This window comes from Anaerocolumna aminovalerica, from assembly GCF_900115365.1.
GTDB lineage: Bacteria > Bacillota > Clostridia > Lachnospirales > Lachnospiraceae > Anaerocolumna > Anaerocolumna aminovalerica.
This window is the reverse complement of sequence record NZ_FOWD01000031.1, coordinates 22,655-45,238: the sequence shown is the minus strand read 5'-3', so window position 1 is coordinate 45,238 and position 22,584 is coordinate 22,655. Positions and strand designations below refer to the sequence as shown.

Sequence of the window (22,584 nt, the reverse complement as noted above, 5' to 3'; positions counted from 1 at the left end):
TAATCGGTAAAGTTGTTGGGATTCAATTCTTAGGGGATATCTTATAATCTTCTGTGAGAAAATATATAAAAAGAAAAATCAGATAATTTATGGAGACATAGATGATAGTTAATAAGAATGATGAAATAATAATAGACATTGAAGATATGGGTTCAGATGGAGAAGGAATTGGGAAATATCAGGGTTATACCATCTTTGTAAAGAATGCTCTTGTGGGGGACAGAATTAAAACAAAACTAATGAAGACAAAAAAGTCCTACGGATATGGAAGACTGATAGAAATCATAGAACCATCTCCCTACCGGGTAACCCCCAAATGTCCCATTGCAGATAAATGTGGTGGATGCAGCATACAGCACCTGGATTATAAGAGGCAGCTGGAATATAAACAAAATAAAGTAAAGAACTGTCTTGAGAGAATAGGCGGATTTCCTGTTGACACATTCAGTCAGGAAAATATAATGGAACCGATCATAGGAATGGAGGAACCTTTTTATTATAGAAACAAGGCCCAGTTTCCGGTAGGCATCAATAAAGATGGCAAAGTAGTTATTGGTTTTTATGCGGGAAGGACTCATTCCATTATAGATACCAGCCATTGTTATATTCAGGCAACTGTGAATGATGAGATTTTACAAAGGGTTCGTCAGTTTTTAGAGGAATATCATATTAGTGTTTATAATGAAGAAAAACATGAGGGCTTAGTACGCCATATCCTGACTCGTGTAGGTTTTACTACAGAAGAAATTATGGTATGTTTAATTGTTAACGGTAATGAACTTCCCCATAAGGAGCAGCTTATTGAAAGCCTTTGTCAGATACCTCATATGACAAGTATCAGTCTTAATATTAATGGAGAAAAAACCAATGTAATATTAGGTGATACAATAAAAACCCTATGGGGCAAACCCTATATTACGGATTATATCGGAGACATTAAGTATCAAATATCTCCGTTGTCTTTTTATCAGGTGAATCCAATTCAAACAAGGGTACTATATGAAACAGCCCTGGAGTATGCAGGTCTTACCGGAGAAGAAACAGTGTGGGATTTATACTGCGGAATCGGAACCATATCCTTGTTCCTGGCTCAGAAAGCAAAACAAGTGTATGGTGTTGAGATTGTTCCTCAGGCAATTGAGGATGCCAGAAAAAATGCAGAGATAAATCATATCACCAATGCAGAATTTTATGTAGGGGCAGCAGAAGAGATACTACCTAAAAAATATAAAGAAGATTCTGTCTATGGAGATGTGATTGTAGTTGATCCCCCAAGAAAGGGCTGTGAGGAAAGTCTGTTGGATACCATCCTGGCTATGGCACCAAAAAGAATCGTTTACGTATCCTGTGATCCGGCTACCTTGGCAAGGGATTTAAAGTATCTGTGTGATAAAGAGTATCAGATATCTAAAATTCAGGTAGTGGATCAATTTGGGCATAGTATCCATGTGGAGACGGTAGTATTAATATCAAGGGTAGAGAGATAGATGAACTGAAATTGTTAATAAATACAGGGCTTTCAAGTATTGGAGCTTCCGAAAGAAAAATGGAGGCTTTTGTACTGGGAAAGCTCTAATTTTTAATGTTGGAGAGATGTATTAAGTGATTTAGATTGAGGAGGGCAAAGCAGAAATCATGACCACCGAAACCGATGGCCATGTTTGAATCTCATAAGTATTTATATCATATGGGATATATCAACTAATTACTGGCATTCACCGATATAATCATATTTTGAACGGGTTTGAATATAATAACCGCTTCTTACTTCTGCAGCCCAGTTCTGCAGCATTTCTTTCCATTCTACACTTGCGAAGAAATAATCAATACCTTTGGAGGAGTCCCATATTAAAACACGGAAAGGAAATATACCTCCTTGTTGATTAACATCCTGTTCGGAAACATCTGCTTCAGTAATAAATAGTTCAGGAAGACCTTTTTGGTATGCCATTGCCGGTTCAATAAAGGAGAAAACAGATCCTGTCCAAAATTGTTTTCCGATGTCATTATCATATACAGTTGCACCGTTTGTTTCAATTACTTCTACTTTCCTTCTAGTAAGATTTAAAGTTATCATTCCAAAGCTTGAATTTACCATTCTTCGTATACTCGTCATAGTAGACTCTGGATATTGTTCCGTATTTGGGAGGGTCCTTGGAAATAATAATTCCTTTTTTAATTCATTCATAAGGCGAATTAAAAAACTTATTTGAAGATTATTCATAGTAACGCTGGTTGGATGACTTAGGAATACTGGAATTTGATAAAATCTATTAGTTTTCTCAACTAATTCAGGAGCAGGTATTTCATTCGTTTTTGTCATTTTTCCTAGATAAGACCTTTCATTTGTAATGTCCATGTCGTCTATCATAAAATCACCTCAATATAGATTATTCCACAAGCGACAATATGTTACAAAATACCTTATAAAATTACATCTGAAATGCTCCTACTTTTTCGCTGCATCAGATTTTTTGAGAGATAAGAGATGAGCGTCAAGGTAGATACTTTGGTCATCAGAATTGCAGCAACTAGGTACTGAAAACGGTGTATTGATGTCGCGGGTGGAGAACAGCTAAATTTGTATTATGGAAATGAGTGAGATAAGCCAATAATTAACTTTCAAAAGGCTAAGTGTTAGGTTGACTTTAATAACCTATGTGCTTAGTTTTTTTATAGCCCTATGAAAATCACTAAGAGATCTAGTTGCCTATAGTTTATTATTGTACTTCAGGATGTGGAAACAGTAGTTCTGATTCGTGAATGAAGAAATGAGAATAGTGAAAAGAATTAAACTACAGGGTTTCCAGGGACTGGGTATACCGTATGAGTTGTTGAAGGGAATGCAAGTCCCTGGAAACCTTTATTTTTCCGCTTAGGCAGAACATATCCATCTCATAAAAATGGATAAGACATCGTTGACAAGATGAATGACGGTTCTTTATTACACGCCATATGTTACTAATAGGTACTTGCTTTATGCTTTTGCACTAAACAATTTATTTTAATAAAAGTGATACGGAATGATAAACCATAATAGATCCAATAAGGCCAGCGGCAGTTGGAGCAATTATATTTGACCATTTTGTAATTCTTGATTTTATAATAGTATAAAGACTATCAAACTTGTCTTGGGCTTTTACATAAACAAAGTATAAAATCATCAATGGTAATGTGTAGATAGTATTGTACACGATAAGTATGAATGCCACTTGTATAAATGTAAGTTGATAATTAAAAAGGATTGTCAAAAAAGCAAAATAAGGCAAGGCGGTTGTCAATTCTGAAATGGTTGCGCATACACCCAGTGCCAGTAAGGCCGTTGGAGATACAGATTTTATTTTACTCGCAGCTTCTGTTTCGTCATTACTTTTACTTTCATCAGAATTCAAGGATGAAATCTGGCTTTTCAGTGATTGAATCTTAGCATTATGAACCAAATGAAAAAGGGCAATAAGAAAAACAATGCCTAGTATTAGTTCAAACGTATACAGCATTTGTCCATATTTATTCATAAGCTTACCGAAAAAATCACTTATGAAAGCGATAAGGCCAAAGTATGCCAGAAATTCACCAATCAAGTTTGTGACCCCGGTTGGTATAATAAAAAACCAAATATGTTTTGGCTTTTTTACCATGCCCTGCAGGATAAATTGCTGTGTTATAGCAATTGGGTTAAGGCTGTCTGCTGTACTTGTGAAAATTGTCGTAATTAATAATCCTAACATTTTATTTCCTCCTTTTTATGAACAAAAAATAAGCCTAGGAGTATTCAAAATAACTCCTAGGCTTTTATCCCACCGTGTACACAATCTATAAGACTGTGCGTTTTCTCTTGGACCAGACTAATAATTTCTATTACGGAACCCTAGAAAACTTAAATTATATTAACTTTTTTACCAAGTTAGAATAACAAAAAGGATGATTAATGTCAAGAGGTATTTATGCCCCCTTCCTTAGTACTGATTTTTATAATGCATCTGTTTGTCCGTTCAAATGATGTCTTCCTTTAGGTATGATAAATGGGGACCCGGATACAGAAACACTGATAACGGTGCAAGCTAGATTAAAGAACTGCTTAATTAATATTTCAGTAATAATATCCGTGGGCGTACCTTCCATCACGAATTTTCCTTTATTTAGAGCGAATTATAATCTGGAAACCGTGCTGATAAAACTACCGAATTATTACAAAAAATATTAATTTCTACAAAAATAGGTATTAATTTCAACATCGTACCTCATAAATATATTTTTATGTTATTATATGTTATTATATTAATATAAATCATCTGTGTAAGGTTGTTAATTTGTTCTAATGGTATTAACAGTTTCTAGCGCTAAACTCGAGTAAAGAAACTGCGATACATAAAAACTATTAAGCGAAGGGAGGGAAGTACATGAAAAGACAATATACGTTAAGGTCAATGGGAAAATCAACTGATCAGGCATCATTGTATTTAATGTTTCAACCCAAGAAACCAGATCGTTTAAGAAATCAAAAGAATATTAACAAACCGTAACAAGCTTATTTCAATTCTATAGTGTAACGATTAAATTACTTATTGAGTAAGCGGCCATTTCAAATTATGGGAAAGCCATTTGACACTAAATACTCAGTTATTTGACAAACAGTAAGTGGGATTTGAAAGAATTATATTTTAATTTATGTAGAGTCTTAAATTTTAAAATTAAGTACAAAAATAGGAGGGTGTATATGAAAAATATGTTTGTTTTATCAGTATTATGTTTAGTAGTTTTTATTTCTTCTTCTATTAAAGTTAGTGCAAATACTATTACTACAGAAAATGTGGAAAGCAATAGTTCTGTAGTAAATGAGTGGCACCTGGACATGAAGAAATAGTAATTTTTAAGATTAGTGAATATGATATGATTAATGATCTACAAGCACTTACGGATAATGAATTATATGAAATAGGTTATACTCAAGAGCAAATTAATGAGCTAAGAGCGATTGACTATGATGCTCTTTTGCGTAGTATGCAGAAAACTTCTGAAAGTAAGTTAAAGGATAAAGGATATAGTGATGCAAAGATAGCAGCAGTTAAAAGTTATAGTGGAACAGAAGCAGAAATGCGAGCAGCGGCTGCAACTTTAATTGGGACATATTCTCCTGTAATGTTCTCATATGCTAATGGAAAAACTACTTTTTCATGTAGGCTTTCTTGGAATTGGGATACAATGCCAGTTTGGACATTTCATGATATAGTAGCTTGCTCTATTAGTGAAAATATGTACTATAATTCTGAATCTTATCATCAAGTATCTTATTATTATCCGGATAATTACAACCAATATTATAAAACAATAAAGTATTCAATGAAACCTGATGCACCAACTGGAATAATGTCAAATACATTTGACATGAATTTATACAACACACCAGGTGGTGAAAAAGGTGTGGCAAAATATGGTTATGCATTTTTTAAATGGGATAAGATGGGGAGCGTTCCAGAAGTTGCTGGATTTATAAAATATGGACATGCCATTTTTAGTATAACACCAAGTATATCACTTGGTGCAGATGGAATTTCATTTAGTATAGAACCAGGACTTACGATTAATGAAGATTATAATAACTATTATCATGAATATAGATAATAATTTCATTCTAAACAAGCTAGTTAAGAACTGTTATAACAAACAGCTCTTAACTAGCTAGAGGTTATCAGATATGCGTAGTGTTAAATATTTTAAGTATGTTATAATTGCTTTGTCAATTATTGCATTATTATATCTAATTTTATTTATACAGGATCGGAATGAGCTTAATTATACGATTGAAGAAAATGTTCAAATGACGAATATAGAAAGTGATTATATTAAAATTAATGAAGCAGTATATGTAAAGTATGATAATAATGCTATTAAGCAAATTATGCTTCAATTAAAAGACAAAACGGGATTTCGTATTAAAGTCCAGAATAATGAAATGTTTATTAATTATGAGGAAAATAAATCAAATCAAGAATATGAAATGCATTTAATTAAAATTATTAAGGGTAAGTTAAAATCATTATATATAAATGATGAAAAACAATAAATTATATGGGTATAATAATTGTTCTAACTAGAATTTTTATAATACAATTTCTAATATGTAATGCTGGAGCTTTAATGCAGAAATCAAAAATACTTCAACCAAAGAATTTTTGATAAAAAGTCCTTATAGTGCTACTAGCGTGAGCGTAATCTAACGAGCGTAAGTCTCGAAACTACCCGGTAGCGGTGAGGTTACAGTGAGAATTAGAACACAGGCACGAGATTGGAGGATGAACTTGTACTAAGTCAATTTTATATGAATAAAAAATGAAGCAGGTGGCTATCAACCACTTGCTTCATTTTTTAACTTTTGATTGTCATATAAATGTTTAACTATTACTGTTCATTTAATGCGTATTATGGGAAAATCGTTTATAAAAGCGATAAGTTAAAGTAATTTTGATAGCTTATTAATAATCAGGTCAATAGTAATGAATATAATAGCCTGTGAGTCAAGGAACAATTGGTTTTTATCCAAGTTAAGAGAAGGAATAGAAATAAAGCAATCATATTTATTGGAATACTTAGCCTTGCTGTTCTGGGTAATAATTGCACAGGGAGTACCGCGGTCAAAAGAAGTTTTTGCGGCTGCTGTGATACAATCGGTAGTACCTGATACAGATATAAAAATATGAAAATCAGAAGTAGTAGAAAAAGCGGCTTTTTCACTAAAGATACCCCCATGTATGATTGCTTCAGAATCAATTCCAAGAGAGGCGAGACGATATGTGAAATATGTTGCAGAAAGGCCGCTTTCATGAAGGCCGAAAATTCGTATACGGGTAGCGTTGCGAATATAATTACCGAAAGAAATAAGGCTGTCTTCACTTATATAAGCCGGAACTTTTTGTATACAACTTATATAATGTTCAATAATATCCATATTAGATTTAACAACAGTTGGATTTTTAAATCTGCCAGATTGGAGGTACTTGGAAACCTCATATTTAAATTCTGAATATCCATTATAACCTAATTTTTTGCAAAAGCGCAGCAAGGCAGATTTGGACACACCTGCTTTGGCAGCAACATCAACAATTGGGTAAGAGGATATATAGTCAGGATTATTAATGACAAATGTTTTTATTTTCTCATCAGATTTTGTAAATTCTGATTCATGTAGATTAATTAATTCAATAGGGTTCATATAATTTCTCCATATAATAACATAATGATTTTAACTGTAAAAATTATAACATATAAATATAAAAAAACAAAATGGTAAATTAATATTGGGAAATTTCCCAAAGAAAATGAGAAAAGTATTGAAATGAGATAAAAATTATTGTATAATGTGTAAAACAGAATAAAGAGAGAAGTTAGAAAGGGTAAGGTATTCTATTATGGAAACACAAGCAAAAAAAACAGTATTGGAAAGAAGTACAGATTTTATTGAGCAAAAGATAGCACCGCCCCTGTTAAGGCTGTCACAGGTACGGTATCTCGAAGCATTACAGAGGACTTTTATAACATTGATGCCTTATATGGTATTAGGTGCTACTGCAACCCTTATTTTAAATCTTAGCGGGTTGTTTGCTGCGGAAACCGGATTAAATATGCCTGGTGTTGCTAAAGCTATTGATAGTGTGATTACTCCATGCAGGCCATGGCTGGTCCAGATTGTTTTTGTGACTATTAATCTGTTGGCAATGATTGCAGCTATGTTGAATGGTTACTTCCTTGGTGATCATTATAACAAGAAAGATTCCAATGTTACTGCAATAGCATCGTCAGTTGTGGCTGTGATAGCATTTCTTTGCTTTATTGATTTTTCGCAACTTAGCGCGAATTTTGACTGGCCGGCATATATATTAGGATCCCCCAGTTTATTTGGAGGATTATTGATTAGTATTTTTGCAGTAGAAATTTACAGACTCCTTATCGGAAGAAAGATCACGATTAAGATGCCGGAAGCAGTACCACCAATGATAGCATCAGCATTTACCAGTATGATTCCCGTTTGCGCGGTTATTATATTGTGTACTTTGATAGGACAGGGTCTAGGCGATTTTGATTTCCTGAGTATATTAAATAAGGCTACCGCATATCTGGTAGTAGGAGGAAGTGGACCCATTGCACAGGGTATTGGTTTTGTTTTGGATAGGGTACTCTGGTTTGTGGGATTACATGGATCCAATATTGTTTCTTCTGTTATGCAGCCGGTCTGGACTACAATGATAACAGATAATATTAATGCCTTTGCTGCACATCAGGAAATACCATATATGTTTACGGAACAATGGATTAATTTTTATGTAAGATGTTCCGTATTTCCGATAGCACTTCTTTGTACTATGAGTAAGGTAAAACGTTTTAAAGTATTAGGAAAGCTATCACTTCCAGGAACTATTTTTAATATAGCCGAACCTGTTATGTATGGACTGCCAATTGTGTTGAACCCTCTTATGTTTGTGCCATGGGTACTTGGATTCGCAGGGCTTTATGTTTTCAATGTGATCCTTGGAGTAATAGGAATCACGCCACCTGTTGTTGCCATGACTGTATGGACTATGCCTACTCCATTGGCATCCTTTATTGGCAGTGGGTTTAATATTATAGCACCAATTATTACTTTAATGAATATTGCTATCATCTTCTTCATGTTTCTTCCATTTTTCAAAGTAATGGAAAAACAGGTTTTAAAAGAAGAAGAACAATACGAAGCAGAATTAGGCAGGGAAAAATAATGGAAAAATATCGAATAGAATCATTCAAACAGAAATATATGGAACAGCTCATTACTGGCTGGAATGAAACATTAATTTTTGATCCGATTAGTGAAGAAAGATTTTTGCAACAGGTTTTAATGGATGAAAATTTTAATCCTGATTTTGCACTTGTTTTATTGGTAGAGGATAAGGTTGCAGGATTTTGTCTTGGAATTAAAAGAAGATATCCATATTTAACACGAGGTCTTGAGGAAAATAGAGGTTGGATCAGCATTATGTTTGTCCGAACAGAGTATCAGGGAAGAGGATATGGAAAGGCGTTACTAAATGAAGTGGAAAAACGTCTTAAGAAAGAGCAGGTAAAAGAAATTACACTATGTGCTTACAGTCCAAATTATTTTACACCGGGAGTTGATCTAAAGTATGAAAAAGCGTTGGCTTTTTTTGAACAAAATGGTTATGTAAAAGGAATGGATGCTGTAAGTATGCAAAAAGACTTGTTTTCCTATAGTATTCCGCAAAAAACACAGGATATGATAGAACAGTTAAAGGAAGAAGGAATAAGTTTCAATACATATTCGCAATTATATATGGAAAAACTATTGGCATTTGTTGAAAGGGAGTTTGATGCCGGCTGGGTTAGGAACATTTTACAAGCAATCCGTAATGGAGAAGCAGAAGATACTATTTTAATTGCAACAGATAAGGAAGATCAGGTAATTGGGTATTGCATGCGAAAAATTGATGGCAATGATGCCAGATTTGGCCCTATTGGGGTAAAAGAGTCCGTTCGCTCAAAAGGAATCGGAGGTATTTTATTTGATTTACAGATGAGAGAAATGCAAAAAAGAGGAATTTATTACGCATACTTTTTATGGACTCATGGCGCTGCAATGAGGTTCTATGAACGCCATGGAATGAGTGTGTATAGGACATATCAACTCTACCGAAAAAATATATAGGAGGAATATTGAATGGCAAAATACAATAGAATCGTATCCATTGGTGCACATCCATTAGATGCGGAACTTATGGGCGGACCAATGCTAATAAAATATGCTGAGCAGGGAGCTACCTGTACATTTGTACATGTGACGAAGGGACGCCTTACAGATTTAACTGCAACTGAGGAAGAGAAGAAGGCATATGAGGATGCATTAAACGATGAGATTAAAAGTGCGGCTGCTGCCATGGGATGTGATAGCTTTAGTATGAATTACATATCCGCGGAATTACCGGCGGTGGAGGAATTTACCAATATAATACTGGAATATCTGAAGAGAGAAAAAGTAGACTGTGTAATAACCCATGCCCGGGGAACATTACATCCCAGACACTATTATACTTATGAGGCAGTAACACAAGCGGTAAGAATACTTCGTGATGAAGGAAGTCCAATACAAATATATTATGGAGAGAATTGCGAAGACCTGATTGGATTTACTCCTACCGTATATGTAAGGATGAGTGAACAGAAGATGAAGACCTGGTTTGAGGGATTACAGAACTATAAAATTTTTAAAGGTAAGGTTAATGATGTTCCATATTATAATTATTATCATTCCATGGGAACCGTAAGAGCCATTGAGGCAGGGAGTCATGGTTTTGTAAAAGCATATATGCATGGTGCTTTAATTGATAACGAGTAGAGAAAAAAGAAAGGCAGGTAAATAATATGAAAAAAATCGTTTTAATATGTGTGGCAGGAATGTCAACGAGCCTTCTGGTATCACATATGAGAGATGCTGCAAAAGCGGATAATTATGAATGTGAAATAAATGCATATCCCATAGCAGATGCGCCCAGTGTAATTCCTAAAGCGGACATTGTTTTATTAGGTCCACAGGTCAAATATATGTCTAATAAGCTGAAAAATGAATATCCTGAAAAAATAATTGAAGCGATAGACATGCGGGTATATGGAATGATTGATGGCAAAGGTGCATTGGCACAGGCAAGACGGAGTATGGAGGAATAGGTGATGGAAAACTTAGAAACTATGCTGTTTCAGATTATTACTTATGTAGGAAGTGCCAGAAGCAGTTATATTGAAGCAATTGAACAGGCCAGATATGGGGATTTTGATAAATCAATGGAATTGGTAGAGTTCGGAAAAGACCAATTTAAAGAAGGGCATCATACTCATATGGAATTAATACAGAAATCTGCATCCGGTGAGTTGGATATAGAAAATTGTCAAATGCTTCTAATGCATGCAGAAGATCAATTGATGAGTGCAGAAGCATTTGGAATTTTGGCAGAGGAATTTATAGAATTATATAAAATTTTAAAGGAAAAAAGCATAATCGGAAAGGCATAAAATGATAAACTTAGCTACATATACAACAGAAAAAAGAAACAGGGATACGATGAATCTGGATAATATGAGTTCTATGGAAATTGCCCTGGTTGCAAATAAAGAGGATGAAAATGTGGTAAAGGCTGTTCGAAGTGTTATACCCCAGATTGCAGATACGATTGATATGGCTGCAGAAACACTGGAACAACGAGGACGACTGATTTATATTGGTGCCGGAACATCAGGACGCTTGGGTGTACTAGATGCCAGTGAATGTCCGCCAACCTTTGGGGTATCCCAGGAATTGGTAACCGGTATTATAGCAGGGGGAAAAGAAGCACTTTTTCATGCAGTAGAAGGAGCAGAAGACAGTAAAATACTTGCGGAGCAGGAATTGAAGAAACTGGAATTAACAGGAAGAGATATGGTAATCGGATTGTCTGCAAGCGGCAGAACTCCCTATGTATTATATGGATTAAAATATGCATCAAGTATAGGGTGCAAAACAGCCGCTATAGCATGTAATAAGGATTCCGTAATAGGAAAAGAGGCGGATATATCCATAGAGCCTGTTACTGGTCCGGAGATATTGACCGGTTCCACAAGATTAAAAGCAGGAACCGCGCAAAAAATGATTCTGAATATGATTTCTACCGGAAGTATGGTTAAAATCGGAAAAGTATATGAAAACTTGATGGTGGATCTGCAAAATACTAATGAGAAATTAGCAGTCAGGACAGAAAATATTGTGATGAGTGCAACATCATCTGACAGAGAAACTGCCAGGCGGTTATTAGAGGAAGCAGATGGAAGTGCAAAATTAGCAATAACTATGTTTATATTGGATAAGCCTGCCAATGAAGCAAAAGAGATATTAAAATCAACCCATGGAAGTATTCGTAAGGCAATAAGGGAGAGTAAAAAGTGAAGATAGGAATTTCCATATATTTAGGCACAAACCTGGAGAAAAATATAGAAATCTTAAAAAAAGCAAAAACCGCGAAAGTTTCTTATGCATTCACCTCTTTGCAAATTCCGGAAGAAAATGTTGATGATTACGAAAAAGAGACCAAAAAACTTTTGGGAAAATGCAAAGAGTATGGAATACAGCTGATTGCGGATGCCAGTCCTGAGACAGTAAAAAAACTGTCCTGCAATACAATAGAAGAATTAAAAGCTTGGGGAATTACATCAATAAGATTGGATTATGGATATTCACCGATAGAAATAGCAAAGCTGTCAGAGACTTTTCAAATAGTATTGAATGCTTCCACGATTACGGCAAAAGATATACAAGATTGGAAAACTGCCAAAGCAGATTTGTCAAGATTCATTGCCTGCCATAATTATTATCCAAAGGAATATACTGGGCTTTCCATTGAAAGAGTACGTGAGATAAATAAAAGCTTAAAAATGGAAGGCTTTCAGACCATGGCATTTGTACCAGGGAATATGACAATGAGAGGGCCATTGTTTGCAGGATTACCTACAGTGGAGGCACATCGCTTTAATAAGAATGATATTACGTTAAATATGCTTGAAATGCATTTTGATGGAAAATGTGATATGGTTATGGTTGGAGACGTTGATGTATCAGAGGAAGCATGGAAAAGTATAGAGTTGTTGAATCAGGATATGGTTGAGATAAAAGCAGCGTTAGATAAAAAATATCAGAACATTTGCAGCATGATTCATCACGATCGTATTGATTCCAGCAGCTTCGTTTTCCGTTCTGTGGAATCACGTATAATAAAAGATAAAATTAATCCGGAAAATTGTATTGAACGTAAAAAAGGCAGCATTTGCATTTCCAATAGCAAATATCTAAGATATGAGGGAGAAGTGGAAATAGCAAGGCATGATTTACCTCAGGATGATAGAGTAAATGTAATTGGTCATGTGGATTTGGAATATTTAAAGTATCTTCCATATATTAAGAATGGAATGGGTATCAAATTAAAAGCTGAATAAGAGAATGGGATAAATTTATAAAATGTTTAAGAAGCAATTGCTATCTGTCCATCTGCTTTACTTTTCAAAATGGTCGTAATTAATAATCCTAACATTTTATCTTATCCTTTTTATGAACAAAAAATAAGCCTAGGAGTATTTGAAAAAATGCCTAGGCTTTATTTCGTCGTGTACACAATTTATAAGGCGGTGTGTTTTCTCTTGGATCAGACTAATAATTTCTATTACGGAACCCTAGAAGACTATATATAAGTATAACAATGCAGCAAACAAGAATCGCATAAAATAGTAAAATTTAGTAGAAGTATTGAAGTTAAATAGGTATAATAATGTGGAGGGGGAAGAGTATGATTTTACGAATTGCAGCATGTGAATAACAAAGATGAGATGTTGTCACTATTAGACCTAATAAAGGAAATTATGAAAGAATATTCTATATCTTACTATATCTGGGAGTTTACATCAGGGGAAGGACATGAACATTATGAATAATAAAAAGCATATTACAGGACAAAAATCGGTATCTCGATCAAAAAATATAAACGCTTAGAATTTTAATATTATATTAAAGAAGGTTGTTGATATAGGGGGAGTAGGTGATAGTTTGAAAAACATTAAAATTGCCATTATTGATAATGGTGTAAATGAATCGCTTTTGAAAAGTCCATTGGAACATAAGATTTTAGTGTCGAATGAAGGAGAATGTTTCTTTGATAATGATAACATGGAGCAGGTGAGTTTTATGCATGGGACTATCTGTGCAATGATTATTGAAAAATATTTTCCTGAAAGTATTTTAAGCAGTGTTAAAGTTTTAAATGAAAATGGGAAGGGCTTACTATCTAAACTACATCCAGCAATGGAGTGGTGTCTGCAGCATCAAATTCAAATTATAAACTTAAGTCTTGGGTCAACATACTTTGAAGACAAAGAGCCGATACAAAAGCTAATCAATCAGTACGCAATGCAGGGATTACTTGTCATTGCAGCGAATTCAAACAGTGAATATGTTTCTTATCCGGCCTCTCTTTCCAATGTAATTGGAGTAGCAACAGATAGCAAGAAATATAACAGATTCACGTACAAGGGGAATCTTGGAATTAATGTGCTTGCACCAGTAAAACAGGAACTTATGATTCGAGAAGAGAAAATTATTATACAGCAAAGCAATAGCTATGCTGCACCATACATTACGGCACTAATAAGCAGAATATGTACCAATATATCATCTGTTAATATACATGAAGTCATAAAAAATTTACAACCTATTGCAAAGAACTATGGAATATTTTTTCTCCCACAATATTATGAACCGGACTGGATTCATACAGCCTTGGTCAAAACTTCAAAGATTAAAAGTAGGGCGAAGTATTATTTTAACACAGTGGAAGGAATGACAGGAGAAAAAATGCATCTAATTGATACTGTTATCATTGATGATTTATCTCAAATAAAGGAAGGAAACTTTTACAATAAGAATATTGTTTATTTGGGTAACCAGATAGTGAAACAACCAATTACGGATAGATTTTTCTGGAGTTCCCAAAATAAAATGAAATATATTCTGGATAGTAGAAATGATGAAGAAGTAACGGAACTCAATATTCCAACTATTTTATGTGAATGGGACGGATACATGGATGAGATGTTTTTTCTTTCCGAACTAAAAAGAAGTTTTTACCAGGACAACTACCATGTATATACAGTTAGTTTTCATGTGGAAAGCGTATTATATGGCTTGGAGTATATACCAGAGGAAGCATTGAAAGAGGAATATGAATCAGCTCTCGATTATTTTTTTTATCGGCAGACTTATTGTAAGCAGAACGTCGCATTGCTGCTTGGTCTATCTCCAGATATTATGCCGCACTCAGAGCGATTACAGGAAAAGGCTGATTTACGGGTTATATTTGAAAAGCAGGAGTACAATTATCAGGTTTCGTTTTTCTGTGAAGATATTATCACAGAACAAATCCTGCTTCAAGAGGTAGGTTTTGAGTCTATACAAATAATATTTCAGAAGATAAAAGAAATACTAGGGGGAAATATAAATGAGTAATAAAGATGCAGTTAAAAAATTGGTTAGTCTTTTGAAAGAATATAAAAGAATAATTTATTTTATTTTCGGTTGCCTAATTATTTCTACTGGGCTTAATTTATGTATCCCTTTGTTAAGTAGGAGTATCATGGATTATGGATTTATTGGAGGGGATAAAGAATTATTGATTAAGTTGGTTATGATATCAGCTATTCTACCTATCGTTAATGCGGCAATTGATTTACTAAAAGAGAAAAAAAGGATAGATATTTCGGCTAAACTAGAATACTCTCTATCAGAGAAAGCCTTTCAACATTTAATAAAGATAAAAGCAAATTATTTTACCGGGAAAAACTATACAGAAATTTTCAATAATTTAAATACGGATATTGCGTATATGGTATCTATTACCGATGGGGCGGCTTTTTTTATTGTTACCCAGGTTTTTAGCATCACTGGAGGTATCATTGGTCTTTTTATTATCAACTATAAGATGACTTTACTAGTACTCATTTATATTCCATGCAAATATTTACTCATGAAATATCTTGCTCGGAGGAGAAAGTTGTATGCAGATCAATATATTGAGGATGCTCAGAAGTACGCAAAGTGGTTTGGGGATACTGTGGGTGGTGTCCATGAAATCAAGCTATTTAATATTGCAGATGGGAAAAAGCAGGAATTTGAAGACAAACAAAAGAAAGTCATTATACAAAAGAAAAAGATAAACTTGCTTGGGGTATGGAATGCTTCAATGGATACCCTTATGATCCAACTTCTGATTATGGTATTGTATATCCTGGGAGCTAATTTAGTATTTGATTTTAAGCTGTCAGTGGGAAGTGTTTTTGCCTTTATTACCTATAGCACTTATGTGACCGCACCCATTTCAGGAATATTAAATATTGGATATATGCTATCTGGCATTATTCCTTCCACAAAGCGCTATTACGAATTTATGGATTTACAGGAAGAAGAGGAAAGAGGCAACCCTTTGACCCATCCTGTATTTGGAACAATAAAACTGCGGGATGTCAGTTTTTCTTATGTACTTGATAAGCCAATCCTGAAAAATATGTACATAAGATTTGAGAAAGGGAGCAAGACAGCATTAATCGGTAAAAATGGGACAGGAAAATCGACTATAATCGGATTGATTACACGGATGTATGAGCCTGACCAGGGGAAAATTTTATTAAATGAGGAAGATGTTCTATCTTTTGCATTATCCGAATATCGGGAAATGATATCGGTGGTTAGCCAGCAAGTATATTTATTTGATAATACAATCCGTAATAATATCTGCCTGTATAAAAAGAAAAGCGAAGAAGAAATAATGCAGGCTGTGATTGATAGCGGATTAAAAGATTTCATAGATGAAGTGTCTTTAGATTATTCGGTAGGGCAAAATGGTTCCCTATTGTCAGGAGGACAAAAGCAAAAGATTGCAATGGCACGTGCGTTGCTCCATGATAAGTCAATTATCATTTTTGATGAAGCAACTTCCAATACGGATGTGTATTCTGAAATGCAGATTAATAATTTGCTTCATAGCAGGCTAAAGGAAAAAACGGTTATTGTGGTTACACATAAGCAAGAAGTATTAAAAGAAGTGGATCAGATTATTTTGTTAGGTACTGAAGGACTTGTAAGTGGAACCTATGAGGAGTTATATAATGGTAATCAGGATTTTTCCGAGATGGTAGATTTGTTAAATAGATGATAAACAATGAATTACCCCGCATTGATGCGGGGCAATGCCTTATTTCATTCATTGCCTTCCCCATCTGTGGTCATCTTTAGAACCCTTTGGTATTCCGGTAAACGAAAACTCATTTCTGGTGTTATGGCCCTTGTTTCAATGAGTAAAAGGCGGTTTCAGATTTCTCACTTATATATTATAATTCGTGATATATTTACTTGGAACATATACAGATTGCATCTGCTAAATGATTAATGGTTATATTGGGAAGTTCATCCATGAAACGGTCATCTATGGTAATGGCAAATTTTTTTTCTAATTCCAATAGCAGATAAACCATATTTACTGGAGAAATATTGATATTACTGCTGAATAAATTGACATCACCATCAGCAACGGTTATCTGTAATAAATTATACAGTATTCTTTTTAATTCTTCTATAACTAGTTCTTTATCCATCATAATCAGTTACCTCCCCCGTTAGCCTGTTATAACAACGTCTTCATTTTGTGAAAGTTTGCACAGGATATCACGATATACAGCATCCACACTGACTAAATCATAGGTATGGAAGAACATGCAATCATAGTCCTTAAAATTAGAACCGATGGAATTAAGCAATATATCCCGATCCACGGATACATAATGGAGAGGGTCTGTGTAATTAATTTCCTTAACAAACATGGTTTCGTTTGTCATGTTGATATAATTTACTTCTGCATTTAATGCATACCTGCAAAAAGTCCTCAAGCGGTCAAGATATTCTTTGTCATAGTCACTATAATAAAGGCTCAATATACTAACATCTGCCTGAGCTGATTTTGAAATAATTGTTGGAATGACTCCAAAGTGATTCGTAATTCTGTTATTGTATGGAAGGATTGCTTCCTCGACTTCCAACAAGAGAATATCGGGTTGATTATCTTCTACAATAGAATTAAGAAAATGATTGAAGCTGACAATTTTATCTTCGTAAGGCATATGGGGGTCATAGATATAGTCTGGCACCATATGAACGTTGAATAATGCCCCAAGTGTATTGGAACTGACCTTACTCACCCGATATCCTTCTTTTTCAAATCGTTCTGCCATCAATAGCTGGGTGTCAAAGCCATGACAAAACTCTCCGACCTGAAAGAGTGATAAAATTGGAACGTTGATTTCTTGTATAGTATTTGTATCATTATATGATACCCTTAGCTGATCAGGATTACTTCCAAGCACTTTGACACCTGTAGGGATACTTTTTTGAGCATTAATAAAGTCCTTGACCAATTCTTTTGTAATCCATATCTCTTTACCGCAATTACCAGCCTCTTGAATTTTTTCTTCGTAGTAGTTCATATCCATAAGAAAAGTACTGGCAGAAAATAAAATACAGTCACATTGTTCAAGCCCTTCTCGAAATGAGGAAGTGATTGTGATACCGACAAATTCTCCGCCATCTATGTAGGAAACATCTTTACCATCATAACCGTAGTTTTTAGGGGATACGGCCGCTGTTAATATGTAACCTTTCAACAATTGAGCGTACCTGGCAATTGCACTAACCCGTTTATTAAAAGGATATATCATCAAATTTTTATCCATATTTATTTTTCCTCATATGCTGATTCTTCAAAGTTATAGTTAAATTTTTTGAGCATTGTTATTAACTTCATATCTGTTAATGCTGAATATTTGATATTGTTACAATTGGCGAGTTTCTTCTCTCTCGACAGTTCCGTATTACCGTCGGCACTAGAGCAGCAGGCTTTACAGAAATTAAAGGCAAAGCAGTTTATGCATTCCTGCTCCGTAATGGCTCCCACATTTAGTAGATATTTTGCTTTCACAATGTCAATTCCCGAATCTATATGACCGATTCTCATAATCTCTGATGATTCACTGACCCGCTCGCATGGGTAAAAGTTACCGTCGACATCCATAAAAAGGCGGGAAACACCAGGTAGGCATGGGCCACCGGGATGGGTTTCTTTTTCTTTTATTTCATGGGGTTCCAATGTTTTATATATGCTATTCACTTGCCCTATACTTGACTTATATAGCTTTGATACATGACGCTGTGAGATTTTCCCTATCATATATAGATATGCTTTACATGTTTCAAAGTCGTTGATTATTTTAAAGCTATCATCATAAAGTATGGAATCTTTGGAATTATGTTCACTTAACGTAGTCATATTTACAACGAGTTGTTCCAAAACTTCGTCTGCGTTAAAAAAATCATTGCTACAAGATAAATCATTATTAGTACTGATAACAGAATTAATTGTTAACTTGGAAAAGAATGTTGGATATTTCTCCTTTATATGTCTGAGTTTTTTCATAATAACATCGAAAGATCCTTCACCATTAGGAAACACCCGGTTGGCATTATGGTATTCTTTAGCACCATCAAGACTTATAAGAATTTGAAAACTTTTTTTCATAAAGAATTCCACATTATCATCAGTCAGTAAAGTTCCATTTGTCGTCAAAGTAAGGACAACCTCCCGGCCTTCCTTTACTTCCTCTATGTATTCTACGGCTTCTTTAAGTAAAGGCATTTCCAATAATGGCTCACCGCCGTAAAAACCGATTGCAATCTGTTTTGAATTTTGTGAATGGGCGAATAGAAAATCAATTCCTTTCCGGATTGTTTCAATGGAGATTATTTTATTGGAATACTTTCGATTATCATACCCACCCATATAAGGGCAATAACTGCATCGCAGATTACAATTCTGTGTTAGCTGTATAGTAAGTTGTTCTATATTATTATGAAGGTAATGTTTAAGATAATCCGTACTAAGGTGCCTAATCCGCTCAATACTATTATCTTTCATATAACCTTTTTTCTTAAATTGTATAATTGTTTGATTATCATTTTTGTTTAGTAAATCAAATTCATTTCTTTCAATGTTAATAATAGAGTTCGTACTTCTATCATAAACATAGAATCCGCTTAGTGTCGAAAAAGTTTTATAAATAGGGTTCATATGATTTCCTCCTGCTATGTATTATAGGGGATAAGGATACTTATATAATCAAATATCCTTATCCCCAAGTTATGTTACACTAGGCGCTTTCATCTGCCTGATTGCAGATTACCATTCTCTAACAGTAGAACCTATTGTATTTACCTGCATTCCTGCACTGCTTCCGCCGTAACAGCTTTTATCGCACTGGCAGTAAGTAGTACATGCATATGAAGTGAGACCGCTTTTTGAAACATTGTTATTTTTGTTTAATTTTTTTGGCTTATTCATTTTACAATCCCCTTTCGTTTGAATTATTTTTGAGATGATTGTAAAATATACATTCATTACGAAGACTGAATTTTCAAGTTTAAGATAGCAAGACTAATCTTCATTTACAATCACAGGTTCTATTTTCACAACAAATTCAACTGCGCGCTTTCATCTTTTGAAATTTGTTGAAAAATATATATATTGAAGAATTATTGGTATCAGATAATGTATCTGACTAATATTAAATTGAACTAGTATTAACGCTGTGATAATGGTATTAACTGCATTTTAAATGTATAGCCTTTATGTCTAACGTACACATTTTATGTCTGACATACGCTTTTAAGTGATTTCTAAGGGATATTGATGGAGTATATCAAAAAATGTAAATTTCATGGTAAATGATGTACTGAGTTTTTGTGTTTTTCAGCAGGATTATAATTATATTTGAAACTTACACACTGCATCTACCAGATGTTTCGCATTCTCCTTTAAGTTACTTGCTGACTTATTCAAAGTTTCCACTGATGATAACTGTAAGTTGGAGCTCTGATTCACCGTATTTGTTGAAGCTGCGATTTCTTCCATTACTGACGAGATATTCTCTATGGCTTCCGTAGTGCTAATTCTTGCATCTTCCATGTTTCCTACATTATCAGTGATATGATTTAAATAAGTCATCAGATCCTCAACGCTGACAGAGATATTATGAAATGATTCCATCGTATTTTTTACAGCTCCATCCTGTAATTTTAATGCTTTTTCTGCTTCCAGAGTAATTTGTACCGCGTTTTTCGTATCATCCTGTATACTGCTTATGATATCCTTAATATCATTCACCGATTTTTGGGATTGTTCTGCCAGCTTCCTTATTTCATTAGCGACTACTGAAAAGCCCCTTCCATAGCTTCCTGCACGAGCCGCCTCAATGGAAGCATTTAAAGATAGCAGATTTGTTTGGTCTGCAATCTCATTAATTACATTCACAATATTGCTTATGGTAGAGGATTTTTCTGCTAATTTTTCAATCTTATTAATGATATCTGTAGTAATCTCAATGGTGGTCTTAGTCTGTTGATTCAAGTGTTCTGTTACAACGGCTCCGTCCTTTGTATTATGTATCGTTTTATCTGCAATCTCTGCAATTTCCCTGGTATTATTGCTTACTAACCCAATTTTTTGAGATAACTGATCCATCTGGGTTAAGCATTGTTCTGATTCCTTTGCCTGCTGGGAGATACCCTGTTCAATCTCAAGCATGGCTGATGTAATATCCTCTGTAGATTTGAAAAACATTCCAGAGGCTTTTGTCACATCAACGGAGGAGTTTGATACCTCACGGCTTAATTCCTTCGCCTGCATAATTAAAGATTTCATATTCAGGAAGGTATTCTGTATTTCATTAATCAAAATTTGAAACTCATCCTTGCTTCTGGAATGGAAGCAGACTGTAAGATCACCTTTTGCTGCTTTTTTAAGTCCAATGATAATTTCCTTAATCGTCTTATCGATACCGATTGATATTCCAAAGCAGGTTAAACCAGCTATAATACATGCAAGGGTTACAATTGCATAGGTAATCCACTTAATATTATTTGCCTGACTGGTAATTGTTTTTTCCGGTATTAGTGAACAGATAATGATACCGGTATTCCCTATCTTGGAATACATGAACAAATAATCCTGTCCCCGATAATCAACGTATTCTGCCCCTGTTTCCTCCTTAGCAGTTACAGCCGTCTGGTAGAAGGCTTCTCCATAGAATAACTTCTCTTCACTATTATTTAATGTGATTTCTCGCCCGTCTTCAGTAACAACCCCAACAAAGCCAGTCTGGTCAATCTTAAGATTCTCAAGGATTTTATCCACAGTATCCTTACTGATATCAATCACCATTAGAGCCTCTGCGGATGTAAAATTACGAACATAACGCAAAGGATAACGGTCGTCGGAGCTTCCAAGCTTACTATCCAGATATTCATTCCTCCCAATCCACTTATGCCTCATTCTATTCGTCTTCAAGTAAGCACCGAGGTCGGTCTTAGTAAAGCCTTCATATAAATTACTTTGGAGATTGGGTACCGTTGCTATTGATGAGACTTTATCCGATATGATATAAATATTCTCGATAAATTCATCCGTATTTTTTTTCGTTTTTAATTGATTTATTATTCTGTCTTCTCTATTCCTATATTCTAATGCATCACTACTATATAGATTTAAAAAATGTTTAGTAACGGTATCGTCTTGCATATACTGGACCCCAGTATTTTCTGCTGATTCTAAGCCAAAACGCAGATACTCACTAGCCATATCAATGGATTGAAGGGTTGCAATTTCATAATTACGGACGATGCTGTCAGCTGCCACCCGAAAGGAAACTATACCTAATAATATAATGAATGCGATGGGCACCAGAAAAGATGCAATTAGTTTAAAACGTATTGAAAAGAAATACTTACTAATTTTACTGATGTTTTTCTCATTTTTTCTATTATCCCCATCACAATTTTTATCCGATGGATCTATGTACTTAGAATTCTTTAGCCCCTCACGCATTCTATGTCCTCCCGTTTCTCTTTAGATTCCTTAATAAAAACGTGCCGGA

22 protein-coding genes and 1 riboswitch are annotated in these 22,584 nt (G+C 34.5%); of the genes, 13 read left to right on the top strand and 9 right to left on the bottom strand.

From position 1 onward, the window contains the following. The first annotated feature begins 101 nt into the window (after positions 1-101). Positions 102-1,487 carry a 23S rRNA (uracil(1939)-C(5))-methyltransferase RlmD gene (rlmD, locus tag BM183_RS15310; RefSeq protein ID WP_091687746.1) on the top strand — a complete coding sequence of 462 codons (1,386 nt, stop codon included), beginning with the start codon at positions 102-104 and terminating at the stop codon, positions 1,485-1,487. Between the two features lie 218 nt (positions 1,488-1,705). Here rlmD and BM183_RS15305 read toward each other — a convergent pair whose 3' ends face one another. The 3 genes from BM183_RS15305 to BM183_RS20790 all read right to left on the bottom strand — a co-directional run bounded on the left by BM183_RS15305 (position 1,706) and on the right by BM183_RS20790 (position 4,122). Continuing rightward, on the bottom strand, positions 1,706-2,371 hold the full coding sequence (locus BM183_RS15305) for a hypothetical protein (protein ID WP_091687745.1): 666 nt from the start codon (positions 2,369-2,371) through the stop codon (positions 1,706-1,708). Positions 2,372-2,999: 628 nt separating this feature from the next. Next, positions 3,000-3,728, bottom strand: a complete 729-nt coding sequence (locus BM183_RS15300) for a GAP family protein (RefSeq protein ID WP_091687744.1) — start codon at positions 3,726-3,728, stop codon at positions 3,000-3,002. A 51-nt stretch (positions 3,729-3,779) separates the two neighbouring features. Next, positions 3,780-3,883, bottom strand: a riboswitch (guanidine-I (ykkC/yxkD leader). A gap of 86 nt (positions 3,884-3,969) precedes the next feature. After that, positions 3,970-4,122, bottom strand: coding sequence for a hypothetical protein (locus BM183_RS20790; RefSeq protein ID WP_170848039.1), 153 nt, complete (start codon positions 4,120-4,122; stop codon positions 3,970-3,972). A gap of 595 nt (positions 4,123-4,717) precedes the next feature. On the opposite strand from BM183_RS20790, the gene BM183_RS20785 reads away from it, so the two are divergent. The 3 genes from BM183_RS20785 to BM183_RS15290 all read left to right on the top strand — a co-directional run bounded on the left by BM183_RS20785 (position 4,718) and on the right by BM183_RS15290 (position 6,064). After that, positions 4,718-4,864, top strand: a complete 147-nt coding sequence (locus BM183_RS20785; RefSeq protein WP_170848038.1) for a hypothetical protein — start codon at positions 4,718-4,720, stop codon at positions 4,862-4,864. Positions 4,865-4,890: 26 nt separating this feature from the next. Beyond that, the gene (locus BM183_RS15295; RefSeq protein ID WP_091687743.1) at positions 4,891-5,622 is read left to right on the top strand and encodes a hypothetical protein; all 732 of its coding nucleotides are present in this window, start codon (positions 4,891-4,893) and stop codon (positions 5,620-5,622) included. Positions 5,623-5,695: 73 nt separating this feature from the next. Then, positions 5,696-6,064 (top strand): hypothetical protein, encoded by a 369-nt coding sequence (locus tag BM183_RS15290; RefSeq protein WP_091687742.1) that lies wholly within the window; start codon positions 5,696-5,698, stop codon positions 6,062-6,064. A 387-nt stretch (positions 6,065-6,451) separates the two neighbouring features. On the opposite strand, the gene BM183_RS15285 is transcribed toward BM183_RS15290, so the two are convergent. Beyond that, a complete protein-coding gene (locus BM183_RS15285; protein ID WP_091687741.1) occupies positions 6,452-7,210 on the bottom strand; it encodes a MurR/RpiR family transcriptional regulator in 759 nt (252 codons plus the stop codon). 196 nt (positions 7,211-7,406) lie between these two features. Here BM183_RS15285 and BM183_RS15280 point away from each other — a divergent pair, with 196 nt between their 5' ends. The 9 genes from BM183_RS15280 to BM183_RS15240 all read left to right on the top strand — a co-directional run bounded on the left by BM183_RS15280 (position 7,407) and on the right by BM183_RS15240 (position 16,763). Continuing rightward, positions 7,407-8,750 (top strand): PTS sugar transporter subunit IIC, encoded by a 1,344-nt coding sequence (locus BM183_RS15280; protein WP_091687740.1) that lies wholly within the window; start codon positions 7,407-7,409, stop codon positions 8,748-8,750. Beyond that, entirely contained in the window at positions 8,750-9,694 is a 945-nt protein-coding gene (locus BM183_RS15275) for a GNAT family N-acetyltransferase (protein WP_091687739.1), read from the top strand. Before BM183_RS15280 ends, BM183_RS15275 begins: the two co-directional genes overlap by 1 nt. Before the next feature lie 12 nt (positions 9,695-9,706). Continuing rightward, entirely contained in the window at positions 9,707-10,381 is a 675-nt protein-coding gene (locus tag BM183_RS15270) for a PIG-L deacetylase family protein (RefSeq protein ID WP_091687738.1), read from the top strand. 26 nt (positions 10,382-10,407) lie between these two features. Continuing rightward, entirely contained in the window at positions 10,408-10,710 is a 303-nt protein-coding gene (locus BM183_RS15265) for a PTS sugar transporter subunit IIB (RefSeq protein ID WP_091687737.1), read from the top strand. After that, on the top strand, positions 10,711-11,052 hold the full coding sequence (locus BM183_RS15260; RefSeq protein WP_334292872.1) for a PTS sugar transporter subunit IIA: 342 nt from the start codon (positions 10,711-10,713) through the stop codon (positions 11,050-11,052). A gap of 1 nt (position 11,053) precedes the next feature. Further along, the gene (murQ, locus tag BM183_RS15255; RefSeq protein ID WP_091687736.1) at positions 11,054-11,959 is read left to right on the top strand and encodes an N-acetylmuramic acid 6-phosphate etherase; all 906 of its coding nucleotides are present in this window, start codon (positions 11,054-11,056) and stop codon (positions 11,957-11,959) included. After that, positions 11,956-13,002: a MupG family TIM beta-alpha barrel fold protein gene (locus tag BM183_RS15250; RefSeq protein WP_091687735.1), complete on the top strand. Its 1,047-nt coding sequence runs from the start codon at positions 11,956-11,958 to the stop codon at positions 13,000-13,002. Before murQ ends, BM183_RS15250 begins: the two co-directional genes overlap by 4 nt. Before the next feature lie 604 nt (positions 13,003-13,606). Continuing rightward, on the top strand, positions 13,607-15,061 hold the full coding sequence (locus BM183_RS15245; RefSeq protein WP_170848037.1) for a S8 family serine peptidase: 1,455 nt from the start codon (positions 13,607-13,609) through the stop codon (positions 15,059-15,061). Then, complete coding sequence (locus BM183_RS15240) at positions 15,054-16,763, top strand: ABC transporter ATP-binding protein (RefSeq protein ID WP_091687733.1); 1,710 nt, start codon at positions 15,054-15,056, stop codon at positions 16,761-16,763. The genes BM183_RS15245 and BM183_RS15240 overlap by 8 nt, the downstream gene beginning before the upstream one ends. Before the next feature lie 193 nt (positions 16,764-16,956). Here the strand turns inward: BM183_RS15240 and BM183_RS15235 are convergent, their stop codons facing one another. The 5 genes from BM183_RS15235 to BM183_RS15220 form a co-directional block, all read right to left on the bottom strand. Then, positions 16,957-17,205 carry a hypothetical protein gene (locus tag BM183_RS15235; RefSeq protein ID WP_091687732.1) on the bottom strand — a complete coding sequence of 83 codons (249 nt, stop codon included), beginning with the start codon at positions 17,203-17,205 and terminating at the stop codon, positions 16,957-16,959. A gap of 18 nt (positions 17,206-17,223) precedes the next feature. Beyond that, positions 17,224-18,333 carry a TIGR04066 family peptide maturation system protein gene (locus tag BM183_RS15230; protein WP_091687731.1) on the bottom strand — a complete coding sequence of 370 codons (1,110 nt, stop codon included), beginning with the start codon at positions 18,331-18,333 and terminating at the stop codon, positions 17,224-17,226. Positions 18,334-18,335: 2 nt separating this feature from the next. Then, positions 18,336-19,724 (bottom strand): Cys-rich peptide radical SAM maturase CcpM, encoded by a 1,389-nt coding sequence (gene ccpM, locus BM183_RS15225; RefSeq protein ID WP_091687730.1) that lies wholly within the window; start codon positions 19,722-19,724, stop codon positions 18,336-18,338. A gap of 108 nt (positions 19,725-19,832) precedes the next feature. After that, positions 19,833-19,994: a hypothetical protein gene (locus BM183_RS20780; RefSeq protein ID WP_170848036.1), complete on the bottom strand. Its 162-nt coding sequence runs from the start codon at positions 19,992-19,994 to the stop codon at positions 19,833-19,835. A gap of 423 nt (positions 19,995-20,417) precedes the next feature. Continuing rightward, positions 20,418-22,535: a methyl-accepting chemotaxis protein gene (locus BM183_RS15220; RefSeq protein WP_091687729.1), complete on the bottom strand. Its 2,118-nt coding sequence runs from the start codon at positions 22,533-22,535 to the stop codon at positions 20,418-20,420. Between the last annotated feature and the right edge of the window lie 49 nt (positions 22,536-22,584).